The 14117-nt window shown below is 62.4% G+C and carries 13 protein-coding genes; 11 read left to right on the top strand and 2 right to left on the bottom strand.

Features of this window, described 5'->3' with window-relative positions:
• Positions 1–54 precede the first annotated feature (54 nt).
• Positions 55–1308, bottom strand: a complete 1254-nt coding sequence (gene glyA / locus AB5Y68_RS10475; protein ID WP_010675397.1) for a serine hydroxymethyltransferase — start codon at positions 1306–1308, stop codon at positions 55–57.
• 341 nt (positions 1309–1649) lie between these two features.
• Here glyA and AB5Y68_RS10470 point away from each other — a divergent pair, with 341 nt between their 5' ends.
• The 11 genes from AB5Y68_RS10470 (at position 1650) to AB5Y68_RS10420 (ending at position 13210) form a co-directional block, all read left to right on the top strand.
• Positions 1650–1937 carry a hypothetical protein gene (locus AB5Y68_RS10470; protein ID WP_010675399.1) on the top strand — a complete coding sequence of 96 codons (288 nt, stop codon included), beginning with the start codon at positions 1650–1652 and terminating at the stop codon, positions 1935–1937.
• A gap of 149 nt (positions 1938–2086) precedes the next feature.
• Entirely contained in the window at positions 2087–2755 is a 669-nt protein-coding gene (gene torD / locus AB5Y68_RS10465) for a molecular chaperone TorD (RefSeq protein ID WP_039040303.1), read from the top strand.
• A gap of 7 nt (positions 2756–2762) precedes the next feature.
• A complete protein-coding gene (locus AB5Y68_RS10460) occupies positions 2763–3131 on the top strand; it encodes a hypothetical protein (protein WP_039040304.1) in 369 nt (122 codons plus the stop codon).
• Positions 3132–3237: 106 nt separating this feature from the next.
• Positions 3238–5025: an EAL domain-containing protein gene (locus tag AB5Y68_RS10455; RefSeq protein ID WP_039040305.1), complete on the top strand. Its 1788-nt coding sequence runs from the start codon at positions 3238–3240 to the stop codon at positions 5023–5025.
• 175 nt (positions 5026–5200) lie between these two features.
• Positions 5201–7147 carry an acetate--CoA ligase gene (gene acs / locus AB5Y68_RS10450; protein ID WP_039040306.1) on the top strand — a complete coding sequence of 649 codons (1947 nt, stop codon included), beginning with the start codon at positions 5201–5203 and terminating at the stop codon, positions 7145–7147.
• 283 nt (positions 7148–7430) lie between these two features.
• Positions 7431–7880, top strand: coding sequence for a type II 3-dehydroquinate dehydratase (gene aroQ, locus AB5Y68_RS10445; protein ID WP_039040307.1), 450 nt, complete (start codon positions 7431–7433; stop codon positions 7878–7880).
• Between the two features lie 36 nt (positions 7881–7916).
• Complete coding sequence (accB, locus tag AB5Y68_RS10440; protein ID WP_010675405.1) at positions 7917–8378, top strand: acetyl-CoA carboxylase biotin carboxyl carrier protein; 462 nt, start codon at positions 7917–7919, stop codon at positions 8376–8378.
• Between the two features lie 15 nt (positions 8379–8393).
• Positions 8394–9734, top strand: a complete 1341-nt coding sequence (accC, locus tag AB5Y68_RS10435; RefSeq protein WP_039040308.1) for an acetyl-CoA carboxylase biotin carboxylase subunit — start codon at positions 8394–8396, stop codon at positions 9732–9734.
• A gap of 268 nt (positions 9735–10002) precedes the next feature.
• Positions 10003–10251 carry a YhdT family protein gene (locus tag AB5Y68_RS10430; RefSeq protein WP_039040309.1) on the top strand — a complete coding sequence of 83 codons (249 nt, stop codon included), beginning with the start codon at positions 10003–10005 and terminating at the stop codon, positions 10249–10251.
• Entirely contained in the window at positions 10241–11698 is a 1458-nt protein-coding gene (gene panF, locus AB5Y68_RS10425) for a sodium/pantothenate symporter (RefSeq protein ID WP_039040310.1), read from the top strand. Before AB5Y68_RS10430 ends, panF begins: the two co-directional genes overlap by 11 nt.
• 87 nt (positions 11699–11785) lie before the next feature.
• On the top strand, positions 11786–13210 hold the full coding sequence (locus tag AB5Y68_RS10420) for a PTS transporter subunit EIIC (RefSeq protein ID WP_039040311.1): 1425 nt from the start codon (positions 11786–11788) through the stop codon (positions 13208–13210).
• Here the strand turns inward: AB5Y68_RS10420 and AB5Y68_RS10415 are convergent, their stop codons facing one another.
• Complete coding sequence (locus AB5Y68_RS10415) at positions 13211–14083, bottom strand: LysR family transcriptional regulator (RefSeq protein WP_039040312.1); 873 nt, start codon at positions 14081–14083, stop codon at positions 13211–13213.
• Between the last annotated feature and the right edge of the window lie 34 nt (positions 14084–14117).

Raw genomic sequence — 14117 nt, 5'->3', positions numbered from 1 at the left:
AAAAACAATGCCACCCGAGGGTGGCATTGGTCTTCAACCTGAAGGTCAGGCTGATTATGCGTAGACCGGGAAGCGGCGGCAGATATCCAGCACCTTCTCGCGCACAGTCGCCAGCACTTCTTCGTTGTCGTGGCTGTCCAGCACGTCGCAGATCCAGTTGGCCAACTGGATGGACTCGGCTTCCTTGAAGCCGCGGCGGGTAATGGCCGGGGTGCCGATACGCACGCCGGAGGTCACGAACGGGGAACGCGGGTCGTTCGGTACGGAGTTCTTGTTGACGGTGATGTTGGCCTTGCCGAGGGCTGCGTCGGCATCTTTGCCGGTCAGCTCGCGACCGATCAGGTCAACCAGCATCAGATGGTTGTCGGTACCGCCGGAGACGATCTTGTAGCCGCGCTCGATAAAGGTCGCCGCCATGGCCTTGGCGTTCTTCACGACCTGGGCCTGGTAGGTCTTGAACTCGGGCTCCAGCGCTTCCTTGAAGGCCACGGCCTTGCCGGCGATGACGTGCATCAGCGGGCCACCCTGACCACCCGGGAAGACGGCGGAGTTCAGCTTCTTGTACAGATCTTCGTCGTCGGCGGCGGAGAGGATCAGACCACCGCGCGGACCGGCCAGGGTCTTGTGGGTGGTGGAGGTGACCACGTGAGCGTGGGGCACCGGGTTCGGGTAGACGCCGGCGGCAATCAGACCGGCTACGTGGGCCATGTCCACGAACAGGTAAGCACCGATCTTGTCGGCGATCTCGCGCATGCGGGCCCAGTCGACGATGCCGGAGTAGGCGGAGAAGCCGCCGATCATCATCTTCGGCTTGTGCTCAACGGCCAGGCGCTCCATCTCGTCGTAGTCGATCTTGCCGGACTCGTCGATGCCGTAGGGGATGATGTTGTACAGCTTGCCGGAGAAGTTGACGGGGGAGCCGTGGGTCAAGTGACCGCCGTGGGCCAGGTTCATGCCGAGCACGGTGTCGCCCGGTTGCAGCAGGGCCATGTAGACGGCGCTGTTGGCCTGGGAGCCGGAGTGCGGCTGCACGTTGGCGTAGGTGGCACCGAACAGCTCTTTGGCGCGCTCGATGGCCAGGGTTTCAACCACATCCACATACTCGCAACCGCCGTAGTAACGCTTGGCCGGGTAGCCTTCGGCGTACTTGTTGGTCAACTGGGAGCCCTGGGCTTCCATGACGCGGGGGCTGGTGTAGTTCTCGGACGCAATCAGCTCGATGTGCTCTTCCTGACGACGGGTCTCGTCTGTGATGGCCTGCCACAGCTCTGGATCATAGCCGGCGATGGTCATGTCACGTTTCAACATCCGTTTATCTCCTGAAAATCGTTTGCGCGATAGGTGAAGTGGGCCCGCGCATTGTAACGTGAGCTGGATCAAAGAGACAGTCCAACCACCCAAAAAATTGTTTATAAAATGTAAAATACGTCGCAAATTTCGAATCCCGCCCCCTGGCTTCGCTCATCCCCCCGACCTCCCCACACCCGCAATCCGGCTCCAGCGATCGTCCCCGCTTCCCGGGCAAGGCGATAGAAACCAGAGCCAGATCATGGATATAGCATTTACTAACAGATAACATCTTTAGGCCATGGGACATCTGCACGAGCGGGTGTCGCTCCCTGCCATCCCGGAACACAAGGGGAAACGCCATGATGGATCATCTGATGCTGTTCGTGATTGTCGCGGTCTTCGCTCTCTTCTACTGGGTCTACTACACCGCCAGCCGCAAGGGTGCCTGCACCGCCAACTGGGAGACACTTCCCACCCGGGAGCAGTACCTGGCGGCCCATCCCGGCGCCGCCGACGGGGATCTCATCTTCTGCATCCATTGCGGTCACCATCAGCAGCGGGAGGTCGGCCTGGTGCACCAGATGGATTACCGCCGCCAGCACATCTGCCCCCGTTGCAAGCAGGTGCTCTATCGCGTCGAGGAGTAGGTCGGCCTCCTCGTCGCCCACGGTGATCCCGCGAATGCGACACCTCTCCTGGCGCTATCCGGCCAAAAGGCCCCATGAGTTTCCTTTATTTTTAAAGTCGTTAGAATCGGGGGCCATCAAGGCTCCCGATTGTCATCCACGGAGGAAAAATGCAGGAATTCATGGCGACCAGCGAACGCCGGGCCGAGCTTTATTGGTGGTTTTCCACCCTGTTTGCTGCCGAACTCAGTGATGCACAGATCGCTGAATACGACACCTATGACGTGCGCAGCTTCTTGAAGAGCCTCTCTACTCTCGACCCCATGCGCGAAGCCGTGGCCGAGCTCAACGACGCCATCGCCCGCCTGCTGGTGCGCCCCGAGCGCCAGACGGCGCTGGCCGCCGACTTCGCCGGCCTGTTCCTGAGCGCTCCCGGGCAGGGTGCCCTGCCCTACGAATCCCTCTACCGGGGCGAAGGCAAGCAGCTGATGCAGGCCCCCATGACCGAGATGCAGGCACGCCTCGATCGCCTCGGCATCAATGTCAGCGACAAGTACAATGAGCCTGCCGATCATCTGGCCATCGAGCTGGATCTGATGGGCAGCCTCATCATCCGCGCCGCCGAGTCGACCACCGCCGACCAGCGCGAGGCGTGGCTTGGCGAGCAGGAGTCCCTGCTGCACGGTCACCTGCTGGGCTGGTTCGAGCGCTTCGAGCAGGCCTGCCGGGCCGCCGACACGTTTGGCTTCTACGGTGCCAGTGCCCGCCTGCTGGGAGTCTTCCTCAAGATGGACGCCAACTACCTCTCCTTGGTCAAACCGGCACCGTCCGCCGACTGAGCCCGGCATGAAGACAGCCCTGCTTCTTATCGCATGCTGGCTGCTGGCCCTGATCCCGCTGGATCAGGGTCTCACTCCCCTCGTGACGCTGCTGTTCAACCCGGACCGCGCGCTCTACGGCACCGCCCAGCTCACCGGCTTTGCCGGCATCCTGCTGACCCTCTACCTCGCCAATCTCGGGGTGGAAGTGGTGCTGCGTCGCCGCTTCCAGATAGCGGGCATGCTGGCCCTGCTCGCCGCCTGGATAGATTTCATCAACAGCAGCGGCACCGAGAGCCACTGGCTGGTGCTCTACGCCATGGCGTTGCCGTTTCATCTGGTGGGCTGGCTGGTATTTGTTCGCGGGATCCAGGCGTTTGGCCGCCAGAAAGGCTGACATCTCGTTGATTTCACACCCTTCTCACACTTTCTTTCTCTCCTGACACTTCCTGCCATACTGACACAGTCGTCCTAATGACAAAGCAATCAATTCAGGAGCCTCCATGGAAAAAGTGCTGCCCGAATCGGTTCCGACACGGCATTTGTCAGGCCCGCTCTCTCCCTACGAGTTGCAACAGCTGTTCGCCCAGGCGCCCGTCGGGATTGGGGTCTTCGATCACGAATTAAGGTGTCGCGACGTCAACGGACGCTTTGCCGAACTGACCGGCCTCGCGCGGGCAGAGCACCCGGGCAAGACGCTATACGACATTGTCCCTGCCCAGACTCCCCAGCTGCTCCCGCTGTTTCAGCAACTGCGACAAGGTCCCCCCCGATGCACATTTGAGGTGGAAATGGTCGGTCTCTCCCGCGCGGCCTCCCCCGCACGCTGGCAAGTGAGCGTCAGCTCCGTGCTGGATGAGGAGGGCACCTTCAGCGGCATCTTCCTCGTGATGAGGGAGTCCGTACAGACAAGCACCCACCTCGACGCACCCGCGTCCCCCGGCCTGCAGGAGATGGCCCACCGCCATGCACTGCGTCTCTATCAGGCCGAAGCCCGCTTGCAGCACCTCTCCTATTACGATCCCCTCACCGATCTCGGCAATCGCCATCTGCTGCAAGAGCGCCTCACTCTGGAGATAGAGACGGCCAGGGTGAACCGCCACGTCCTGGCGCTGCTGTTCATCGATCTCGACGGCTTCAAACTCATCAACGACAACCTGGGGCACAGTGCCGGCGATCTGCTGCTCAAGCTGTCGGCAGACCGCATTCGCCACTGCCTGCGCCCCGGAGACATCGCCATCCGGCTGGGGGCAGACGAATTTCTGGTGTTGCTGCCCGCCATCAGAGACACCCAGGATCTGCTGGGTCTCATCGAGGGGTTGCAACGCAGGCTGCACGATCCCGCCGACATCGGCCAGGAGCGGGTGAGGCTCTCCGCCAGCATCGGCATCTCCCTCTATCCGGAGCATGGCCAGACCCCGGACAGCCTTATCAGCGCGGCGGACAACGCCATGCATGAAGCCAAGCGCCGTGGCCGCAACGGCTATCTGTTCCACTCCCCCGACATGACGGCACAGACCAGGGAGCGGATGCTGCTGGAGCAGGGATTGCTCAAGGCCATTGAGCAGCAAGAGTTTCGCCTGCTCTACCAACCCATGGCGGATCTGGCGGATGGTCATCTCAGCGGCCTGGAGGCCCTGATCCGATGGCAGCATCCCAGCCTTGGCATGATATCCCCGGACCGTTTCATTCCGGTGGCAGAGGAGTGCGGTCTCATCGAACCGCTGGGCGAATGGGTGATGCGCACCGCCTGCCGGCAAGGGCAGCAGTGGCTGGCCGAAGGGCTCGCCGTGCCCAGGCTCTCGGTCAATGTGTCGGTCAGGGAGATGCGCTCCCACGACTACGTGGAGCGGGTGACAGCCATTCTGGCCGAGACCGGTTTTCCTGCCGAGCGGCTGGAGATCGAGGTGACCGAGAGCATCATCCAGAGCGTGGATCACAGTCTGCGGCTCTTCACCCGTCTCAAGGCGCTGGGGGTACAGATCGCCATCGACGACTTCGGCACCGGTTTCTCCTCCCTGAGCCTGCTCAGGAGCCTGCCCATCGATCGCATCAAGATAGACAGGGCCTTCGTCCAGGCGTTGCCCGACGACAAGCACAGCCGCGAGCTGTGCCGTACCATAGTCCAGCTAGCCACCTCCCTCGGCATGGCCGTTACGGCGGAAGGGATAGAAACCCAGCCCCAGCGCCAGTTCCTGCAATCCCTGCGTTGCGAGGAGGGACAGGGCTACCTGTTCAGCCATCCCCTGCCAGAACCCCAGCTGCCTTCCCTGCTCCCCGTCCGCCATTGAGCCTTGGCCGCGCCACCACGAAAGCAAAGAAGGGAGCCCATGGCTCCCTTCTTTGCTCTCAACGTGTCCTCTCACCTGCTATCTTCGTCGCTATCCAAAAGTCTAATTGCCCTCGGGAACCAAAGGTATAAGTTGTTACTCAATCATTAAGAAAATGTATTCACAGGAGTGAGAGATGAGCGAGAGCAAGGTCTACCCGGTCAAGGCCCACATCGGCAACGGCGCCCTGCTGGACAAGGAAGGTTATGAAGCCATGTATCAGGCATCGGTGCAGGATCCGGACGCCTTCTGGGGGGAGCAGGGCAAGATCCTTGACTGGATGACCCCCTACACCCGCGTCAAGAACACCTCCTACGATCCGGGCCACGTCTCCATCAAGTGGTATGAGGATGGTCTGCTCAACGTCTCGGCCAACTGCCTGGATCGTCATCTGAGCGAGCGCGGCGACAAGGTCGCCATCATCTGGGAAGGGGACAACCCGGCCGAAGATCGCAAGATCACCTATCGCGAACTGCACGCCGAAGTGTGCAAGTTTGCCAACGTGCTCAAAGCCCAGGGGGTCAAGCGTGGCCACATGGTCTGCCTTTATATGCCCATGGTGCCGGAGGCGGCCATCGCCATGCTGGCCTGTACCCGCATCGGGGCCGTGCACAGCATCGTCTTCGGCGGCTTCTCGCCGGAGGCGCTCTCGGGCCGCATCATCGACTCCGGCGCCTCCGTCGTCATCACCGCCGACGAGGGGTTGCGAGGCGGTCGCCCCATCCCCCTCAAGAAGAACGTGGATGAGGCCCTTACCCACCCGGATACCAAGGTCAGCAAGGTGATCGTCCTCAAGCGCACCGGTGGCAACGTGGCCTGGCACGAGCACAGAGACATCTGGTGGCATGATGCGGTCAACGCCGCCAGCCCGGATTGTCCGCCCGAAGCCATGGGCGCCGAAGATCCCCTGTTCGTGCTCTACACCTCCGGCTCCACCGGCAAACCCAAGGGTGTGCTGCACACCACGGGCGGCTATCTGGTCTATGCCGCCCTCACCTTCAAATACGTGTTCGATTACCACGAAGAGGACATCTACTGGTGTACCGCCGACGTGGGCTGGGTCACCGGTCACTCCTATCTGGTCTACGGGCCGCTGGCCAACGGCGCCACCACCGTCATGTTCGAAGGGGTGCCCAATTACCCGGCCACCAACCGCATGAGTCAGGTGGTGGACAAACACCAGGTCACCATCCTCTATACCGCCCCCACCGCCATTCGCGCACTGATGGCCAAGGGCAAGGAGGCTGTCGAAGGCACTTCCCGCACCAGCCTGCGCATCATGGGGTCGGTGGGTGAACCCATCAACCCGGAAGCCTGGGAGTGGTACTACCGCACCATCGGCGACGAGCGCTGCCCCATCGTCGACACCTGGTGGCAGACCGAGACCGGCGGCATCCTCATCACTCCGCTGCCCGGCGTCACCGCGCTCAAGCCCGGCTCGGCCACCCGTCCCTTCTTCGGAGTACAGCCTGCTCTGGTGGACAACCTGGGTGAGCCGCTGGAGGGCGCCACCGAGGGCAACCTGGTGATCACCGACTCCTGGCCCGGCCAGATGCGTACCGTGTTCGGCGATCACGAGCGCTTCGAGCAGACCTACTTCTCCACCTTCCCGGGTCGCTACTTCACCGGCGACGGTGCCCGTCGCGACGAGGACGGCTACTACTGGATCACCGGCCGGGTGGATGATGTACTCAACGTCTCCGGCCACCGCATGGGCACCGCCGAAATCGAGTCCGCTCTGGTGGCCCATCCGAAAATCGCCGAAGCGGCGGTGGTGGGCGTTCCCCACGAGATCAAGGGACAGGGCATCTACGCCTATGTCACCCTGATCGCCGGGGAAGAGCCGAGCCGCGAGCTGCACAAGGAAGTGAAGGAGTGGGTGCGCAAGGAGATTGGCGCCATCGCGACCCCGGACGTGATCCACTGGGCCGAGGGGCTGCCCAAGACCCGTTCCGGCAAGATCATGCGGCGTATCTTGCGCAAGATCGCCACCGGCGAAACCGACAGCCTGGGGGATATCTCCACCCTGGCGGATCCGGGGGTCGTGGACAAGCTGATCCGCGAGAAGTCGGAAGCGGCGTGAGTCTCTTCCCCACGTCAACAGAGCCGGCCACGTGCCGGCTTTGTTGTCTTCGGGATCCGGACAGAGCAGAGTTCGGTGGCAGGCAGGGCTTGCGGGCAAACCAGGCCGATAAATAGCCAGATGTAGAGATTAGACCAGTAAAATGCTGCTAATTTTCACGAAATCAATATAATTGCGAAATCTGTGTGTCAGGGCACACCGATTTGTGCAAAAATCGGCTAGATTTTTGGTAGTCCAAAGATAGCTGATAGATAGCAGCATAATCATCGAGGATGTACTCAATATGTCGCAACATCACCGAATCCTCCTGCTTAACGGCCCCAATCTGAATTTGCTGGGCAAGCGGGAACCGGGAATCTACGGCAGCAAGACGCTCGATGAGATCGTCGCCGATCTGACGCGCAGCGCCAGCGAACTCGGTGTCACCCTGGAACATCTGCAATCCAATGCCGAGCACGAGCTGATCGGCCGCATCCATCAGGCCATGGGCCAGGTGGATTTCATCATCATCAATCCCGCCGCCTTCACCCATACCAGCGTTGCCCTGCGCGATGCCCTGCTGGGTGTGGCCATCCCCTTTATCGAGGTTCACCTGTCAAACGTTCATGCCAGGGAGCCCTTCCGTCATCACTCCTATCTGTCTGATGTCGCCAAGGGGGTGATCTGCGGGTTGGGTGCCGATGGTTACCAATTCGCTTTAACCGCGGCCGTGCATCAGTTGCGCGCGGCTTGATAATCACTGATCAGATAAAGAAGAAAGAGAATGCTAATGGATATCCGCAAAATCAAGAAGCTGATTGAACTGGTTGAAGAGTCCGGCATCGCCGAGCTGGAAATCTCCGAAGGGGAAGAGTCCGTTCGCATCAGCCGTAATTTCTCCGGCCAGGTTAGCGTTGCCCCGCAGATGATCATGCCCCAGGCCGCAGCTCAGGTTGCCGCACCGGTTGCCGCTGCTCCGGCAGCAGCCGCTGCACCTGCTGCCGATGCCGCCCCGAGCGGTCATCTGATGCGCTCCCCCATGGTGGGCTCCTTCTACCGCTCCTCCAGCCCGGAAGCCAAGCCGTTCGTGGAAGTCGGTCAGCACGTCAATGTCGGCGACACCCTGTGCATCGTCGAAGCCATGAAAATGATGAACCAAATCGAGTCTGACAAGGCCGGCGTGATCAAAGCGATCCTGGTTGAAAATGGTCAGGCCGTCGAGTTTGACGAGCCGCTGTTCATCATCGAATAAGGGAAAATGCCACCCATGTTGGACAAAGTAGTCATCGCCAACCGCGGTGAAATTGCCCTGCGGATCCTGCGCGCCTGCAAAGAGCTCGGGATCAAGACAGTGGCCGTTCACTCCACTGCCGATCGGGAGCTCAAGCATGTGCTCCTGGCGGACGAAACCATCTGCATCGGCAAACCTGCCAGCGGTGAGTCCTACCTCAATGTGCCGGCCATCATCGCCGCCGCCGAGGTGACCGGTGCCGTCGCCATCCACCCGGGCTACGGCTTCCTCTCCGAGAATGCCGACTTCGCCGAAGTGGTCGAGAAATCCGGCTTCATCTTCATCGGCCCGCGCGCCGAGACCATTCGCCTGATGGGTGACAAGGTCTCCGCCATCGAGGCGATGAAGAAGGCGGGCGTGCCCTGCGTACCCGGCTCCGACGGCCCGGTGGACAACGATGCCAAGCGCAACGCCGCCATCGCCAAGCGGATCGGGTATCCGGTGATCATCAAGGCCGCCGGTGGCGGTGGTGGTCGCGGCATGCGCGTGGTGCGCAACGAGGCCGAACTGGCCTCCGCCATCGCGCTGACCAAATCCGAAGCGGGCCAGTTCTTCAAGAACGACATGGTCTACATGGAGAAGTACCTGGAGAACCCGCGCCACATCGAGATCCAGGTGCTGGCTGACGGTCAGGGTACCGCCCTCTATCTGGGTGAGCGGGACTGCTCCATGCAGCGCCGTCACCAGAAGGTCGTGGAAGAGGCGCCGGCCCCCGGCATCACCGAGGAGATGCGCAAGTTCATCGGTGAGCGCTGTGTGCGCGCCTGTCTCGAGATCGGCTACCGCGGTGCGGGTACCTTCGAGTTCCTGTACGAGAACGGCGAGTTCTATTTCATCGAGATGAACACCCGTATCCAGGTGGAACATCCGGTCACCGAGATGGTCACCGGCGTCGACCTCATCAAGGAGCAGCTGCGCATTGCCGCCGGTCAGCCCCTGTCGATCACCCAGCAGGACATCCGCATCCGTGGCCATGCCATCGAGTGCCGGATCAATGCCGAAGATCCGGCCACCTTCCTGCCCTCTCCCGGTCTCATCCAGCGCTTCCACGCGCCGGGCGGCCTGGGCGTGCGCTGGGAATCCCACATCTATGCGGGTTACAAGGTCCCCCCCTACTACGACTCCATGATCGGCAAGCTGATCTGCTACGGGGAGAACCGCGACGTGGCCATCGCCCGCATGCGCCACTCCCTCGACGAGCTGGTGGTGGAAGGGATCAAGACCAACATCGCCCTGCAAAAAGAGATCATGAAGGACGAAAACTTCCAGCACGGTGGCACTAACATCCACTACCTGCACAAGAAGTTGGGTCTGTAATGGCTTGAGGCCCGACCCATTGAGCAAGGTGGCCGCATGAGCAGCCACTACCTGCACAAGAAGTCGGGTCTGTAATAGCTTGAGGCCCGACCCATTGAGCACGGTGGCAGCACAGAGCGGCCACCACCTGCACAAGAAGTCGGGTCTGCAAAGACCCCTTTCATCGGGATATTACGCGATCCACCCGGATCGCCAACGTAAAAAAGGGCCATGGCGACATGGCCCTTTTTTGTTATTCTTGCGCCCCGCTCACTCGTCGGAGGCCACAGTGAACCGTTTCGCACTCGCCCGTCGGGAAGCAGCCTTCTGCCTGCTGCTGACCCTGCTCTACTTTGTCGCCTGGTATGGCTCGGCGTATTTCATCCCCGAGGATCTCGAGCTGTGGGACCTGCCTCTCTGGTTCCTGCTCAGTTGCATCCTGATGCCGCTGCTGTTCATCGGCCTCTGCGCCCTCATGGTGGATCGCCTGTTCGTCGATATTCCCCTGGATAGCGAGGTACCACCCCATGAATCTTGAGCTGATGCTGCCGCTCTGCATCTACCTGGTGCTGGTACTGGGGGTCGGTTTCTGGGCCAGTCGCCACCGGACCGGCGGCAACTTCATGCAGGAGTACTTCATCGGCAACCGCAGCATGGGGGGGCTGGTGCTCGCCATGACCCTGGTGGCCACTTATACCTCTGCATCGTCCTTCATCGGCGGGCCGGGAGCCGCCTACAAGGTCGGCCTCGGCTGGGTGTTGCTGGCGATGATCCAGCTGCCCACTGTCTGGCTCACCCTGGGGGTGCTTGGCAAGAAGTTCGCCATCATCGCCCGCCGGGTCAACGCGGTGACCATCAACGACATGCTGTGGGCCCGCTACCAGAGCAGGGCGGTGGTCGTGCTGGGTTCGGTCACCATCATCCTCGCCTTCATCGCCACCATGGTGGTGCAGTTCATCGGCGGCGCCCGCCTGCTGGAAACGGCGACCGGCCTCAGCTATCAGCAGGGGCTCTTCCTGTTTGCCAGTTGCGTGCTGCTCTACACGGTGATCGGCGGCTTTCGCGCCGTGGTGATGACGGATGCCCTGCAGGGCATCGTCATGCTCATCGGCACTGGCGCCCTGCTGGCGGGCATCCTCATCGCCGGTGACGGGTTGCCGAATCTTGTCCACCAGCTCAAGGAGATAGATCCCAAGCTGGTGAGCCCCCAGGGGGCCGGCGACATGCTGACCCAACCCTTCATGCTGAGCTTCTGGGTGCTGGTCTGCATCGGGGTGGTGGGCTTGCCCCACTCGGCGCTGCGCTGCTTTGGCTACCGGGACAGCAAGGCGCTGCACCGGGGCATCCTCATCGGCACCATCGTCTGCGCCCTGCTGATGTTCGGCATGCACCTGGCCGGGGCGCTGGGCCGCGCCATCCTGCCCGGCATGGACAGCCCGGACAAGATCATGCCCTCCCTGATGATGGAGGTGCTCCCCCCCTGGCTGGCCGGGGTCTTCCTGGCGGCCCCCATGGCGGCCATCATGTCCACCATCGACTCCCAGCTGATCCAGGCCTCCGCCACCCTGGTGAAAGATCTCTACCTCAATTACCTCAACCCCAGGCAGGAGAAGCTGGAGGTCCGGGTGCCGCGCCTCTCCCTGCTCTGCACCCTGATCCTGGGTACCCTGGTGCTGCTGGCGGCGCTCCAGCCCCCCGAGATGATCATCTGGCTCAACCTGCTCGCCTTCGGCGGCCTGCAGGCGGTCTTCCTCTGGCCCCTGGTGCTCGGCCTCTACTGGTCCAGGGCCAACGGCCCGGGAGCCCTGGCCAGCATGGTCTGCGGCATCCTCTGTTACGGTACCTTGAGCCAATGGGGGATCAAGGTGGCCGGCCTGCACGCCATCGTCCCGAGCCTGGTCCTTGGCCTCGCGGCCTTTGTCCTAGTCAGCCTGCTCACTCCTGCCCCGGATCAGCGTGTCCGTCGATTGTTTGATCAAAATTAAGAAAAGGATCAATAAAGGAAGGCTCGCCTATTCCCAAATGGGGGCTCACGGGTAAAATGTGCGCCACGTCACAAATACCGTGCCCCCATGCCAGTCCAGAACGCCAGAAAGATCCTGACCCAGTCCCTGCAGCGCCTCGGCTATGCCCTGTTGCTGCCCGTCTCCATCCTGCCCCTGGCCGCCCTGCTCCACCGGCTCGGCCAACCGGACGTGCTGGATCTCGCCGTGCTCTCCCTCGCCGGTCGCGCCCTCTTCAGCCAGATGCCGCTCATCTATGCGGTGGCCATCGCCTTCGGGTTGAGTCGCCAGGGGCAAGGAGCCCAGGCGCTCGCCGGTGCGGTCAACTTCCTGCTGCTGAGCTCGGCGCTGGGCACCCTGGTGCCCGGGCTGCATGCGGACATGATCTGCGGCCTGCTGGCCGGGCTCGTCACCGCCATGGTCTGCTCCCGGGCCCGCGCTCTGCGGCTGCCGGGCTGGTTGCTCCCCCTGCAGGAAGATCTGCCGGGCATGTTGCTCTCGGCGCTGACCTGCCTGCTGCTGGTGATCCCCCTCTCCATCCTCTGGCCGCTGCTAGAACAGGGGCTCACCCTGCTCGCCTCCGATCTGCTCACCACGCCATTTGGCGCCTTCTGCTACGGCGTGCTGAACCGGCTGCTGATCCCCCTCGGTCTGCACCAGGTGCTGGGCAGCCTCATCGGGCTCGGGGAGAGCAACCTGCAAGCCCTCTCGACCGCCCAGCCACTGCATGAAGGCTATGTGGCCGGGCTCTATCCGGTCATCATGTTCGGCCTGCCCGGCGCCTGTTTTGCCATCTGGATCCATCGCCAGCGGATGCAGCAACTGCCCCAGGGAGGGCTGCTGCTCACCCTGGCGCTCACCTCGGCACTGGTGGGCATCACGGAGCCCATCGAGTTCCTGTTTGCCTTCACCGCTCCCTGGCTGTTTCTCGCCCATGCCCTGCTGACCGGTCTGTCGCTGGCCATCTGCAGCGGGCTCGACATCCAGGTGGGCAGCTACTTTTCTGCCGGATTGCTGGATCTGGTGCTGAGCTACCACGCCGGTCTGCACAGCTTCTGGCTCATCCCCCTGGGCATCCTCTTCTTCGTCGTCTATGCCCTGCTCTTCTCCCGGCTGCTGGAACACGCCCCCCTCAGTCTGCCGGGCAAGCCTATCACCGAGGATCTCTCCCGGCTCGCGACCGTGGCCCCCACCGATCCCCAGATGCTGGCTATCCAGTACCTCAAGATGCTGGGGGGCATGGACAACCTGCAGGCCATGAGCGTCTGCCTGACCCGCCTCAGCCTGCGGGTTCGCGACATGGCCCTGGTGGATCAATCCTGCCTGGCCAGACTGGGCTGCCTCTCCTGGGTCGTGCTCAACGAACATCAGCTGGTGCTGGTGCTCGGCCCCCATGCCGGCCTCATCGAAGGGCAGATCCGCATGCTGGCGGAACGCCAGTCGGTCCCGCTCGGTCTCGAACCGGCTCAGGCTCCCCTTGGCCAGCACCAGTGATCAGGCGAAGGGAAGACGTTCGGCCACGAAGTCCATCAGGCTGCGAAGGGCGGGGGCCAGGTGTTCCCGGCTCGGGTAGATGAGATAGAAGGGGTTCACCGGAACCAGGAGATCCGGCAGCACCTTGAGCAGTCGCCCCGCCGCCAGATCGTCGCCGCAGACATGGGCCGGCAGCAGGGCAATCCCCCCGTCATGGAGTGCCAGCTCCCGCAGCGCCAGCAGGCTGTTGCTCTGGCAGGCCCCGCGAGGGCGCCAGCCCCCCTCCTGCAATGGCCACACCGGCAAGGAGCCATGTACCAGGCAGGCGTGTCCGGCCAGCTCCGAGAGTTGGAGCGGCGTCCCGTTGGCCGCCAGGTAACCGGGAGATGCCACCAGATGGCGCGCCACCTGGCCGATGCGCCGGCAGATGAGGCTGGAATCTTTCAGCGGCGCTGCCCGCAGCGCCAGATCGTAACCTTCCCCCACCAGATCCAGCTGTTCATCGCAAAGGGTCAGCTCCAGCACCACCTCGGGATAGAGGGCGCGAAATTCGGCCAGTATCCGACCAAGCAGCAAGGTTCCCGTGGCTTCGGGAGCAGTGATCCGCACCCGCCCTCCAGGAGCCTCGCGCAACCGCGCCATCGCCAGGTTGGCACTACGCGCCAGTGCCAGCAGCTCCTGACAATGGGTCACATAGACCTCCCCCTGGGGCGTCAGGCTGAGCCTGCGGGTGGTGCGTTGCAGCAACCTCACCCCGAGCCGGGATTCGAGGCGCGAGATCTTCTGGCTCACCGAGGACTTGGGCATGCCGAGCACCTCGGCCGCCCCGGTGAAGCTCCCCTGCTCCACCACGGTGGCGAACAGCCCCATCAACTCCAGTTCGACATTGTTCATATATTCAAACAGTCTTTACCAATTACCCATCTTA

The organism is Aeromonas sp. R6-1 (genome assembly GCF_040908165.1).
Taxonomy (GTDB): domain Bacteria; phylum Pseudomonadota; class Gammaproteobacteria; order Enterobacterales; family Aeromonadaceae; genus Aeromonas; species Aeromonas caviae.
Note: the sequence above shows the minus strand (reverse complement) of the source record. Positions and strands in the feature narration are given on the sequence as shown.

Bases quoted from the DNA above. Each gene is read 5' to 3' on its own strand.
- AB5Y68_RS10415 (WP_039040312.1), bottom strand. From the start codon at position 14,083: ATGAACAATGTCGAACTGGAGTTGATGGGGCTGTTCGCCACCGTGGTG.
- accC (WP_039040308.1), top strand. From the start codon at position 8,394: ATGTTGGACAAAGTAGTCATCGCCAACCGCGGTGAAATTGCCCTGCGG.
- torD (WP_039040303.1), top strand. From the start codon at position 2,087: ATGCAGGAATTCATGGCGACCAGCGAACGCCGGGCCGAGCTTTATTGG.
- accB (WP_010675405.1), top strand. From the start codon at position 7,917: ATGGATATCCGCAAAATCAAGAAGCTGATTGAACTGGTTGAAGAGTCC.
- AB5Y68_RS10470 (WP_010675399.1), top strand. From the start codon at position 1,650: ATGATGGATCATCTGATGCTGTTCGTGATTGTCGCGGTCTTCGCTCTC.
- glyA (WP_010675397.1), bottom strand. From the start codon at position 1,308: ATGTTGAAACGTGACATGACCATCGCCGGCTATGATCCAGAGCTGTGG.
- aroQ (WP_039040307.1), top strand. From the start codon at position 7,431: ATGTCGCAACATCACCGAATCCTCCTGCTTAACGGCCCCAATCTGAAT.
- AB5Y68_RS10455 (WP_039040305.1), top strand. From the start codon at position 3,238: ATGGAAAAAGTGCTGCCCGAATCGGTTCCGACACGGCATTTGTCAGGC.
- AB5Y68_RS10460 (WP_039040304.1), top strand. From the start codon at position 2,763: ATGAAGACAGCCCTGCTTCTTATCGCATGCTGGCTGCTGGCCCTGATC.
- panF (WP_039040310.1), top strand. From the start codon at position 10,241: ATGAATCTTGAGCTGATGCTGCCGCTCTGCATCTACCTGGTGCTGGTA.
- AB5Y68_RS10420 (WP_039040311.1), top strand. From the start codon at position 11,786: ATGCCAGTCCAGAACGCCAGAAAGATCCTGACCCAGTCCCTGCAGCGC.
- acs (WP_039040306.1), top strand. From the start codon at position 5,201: ATGAGCGAGAGCAAGGTCTACCCGGTCAAGGCCCACATCGGCAACGGC.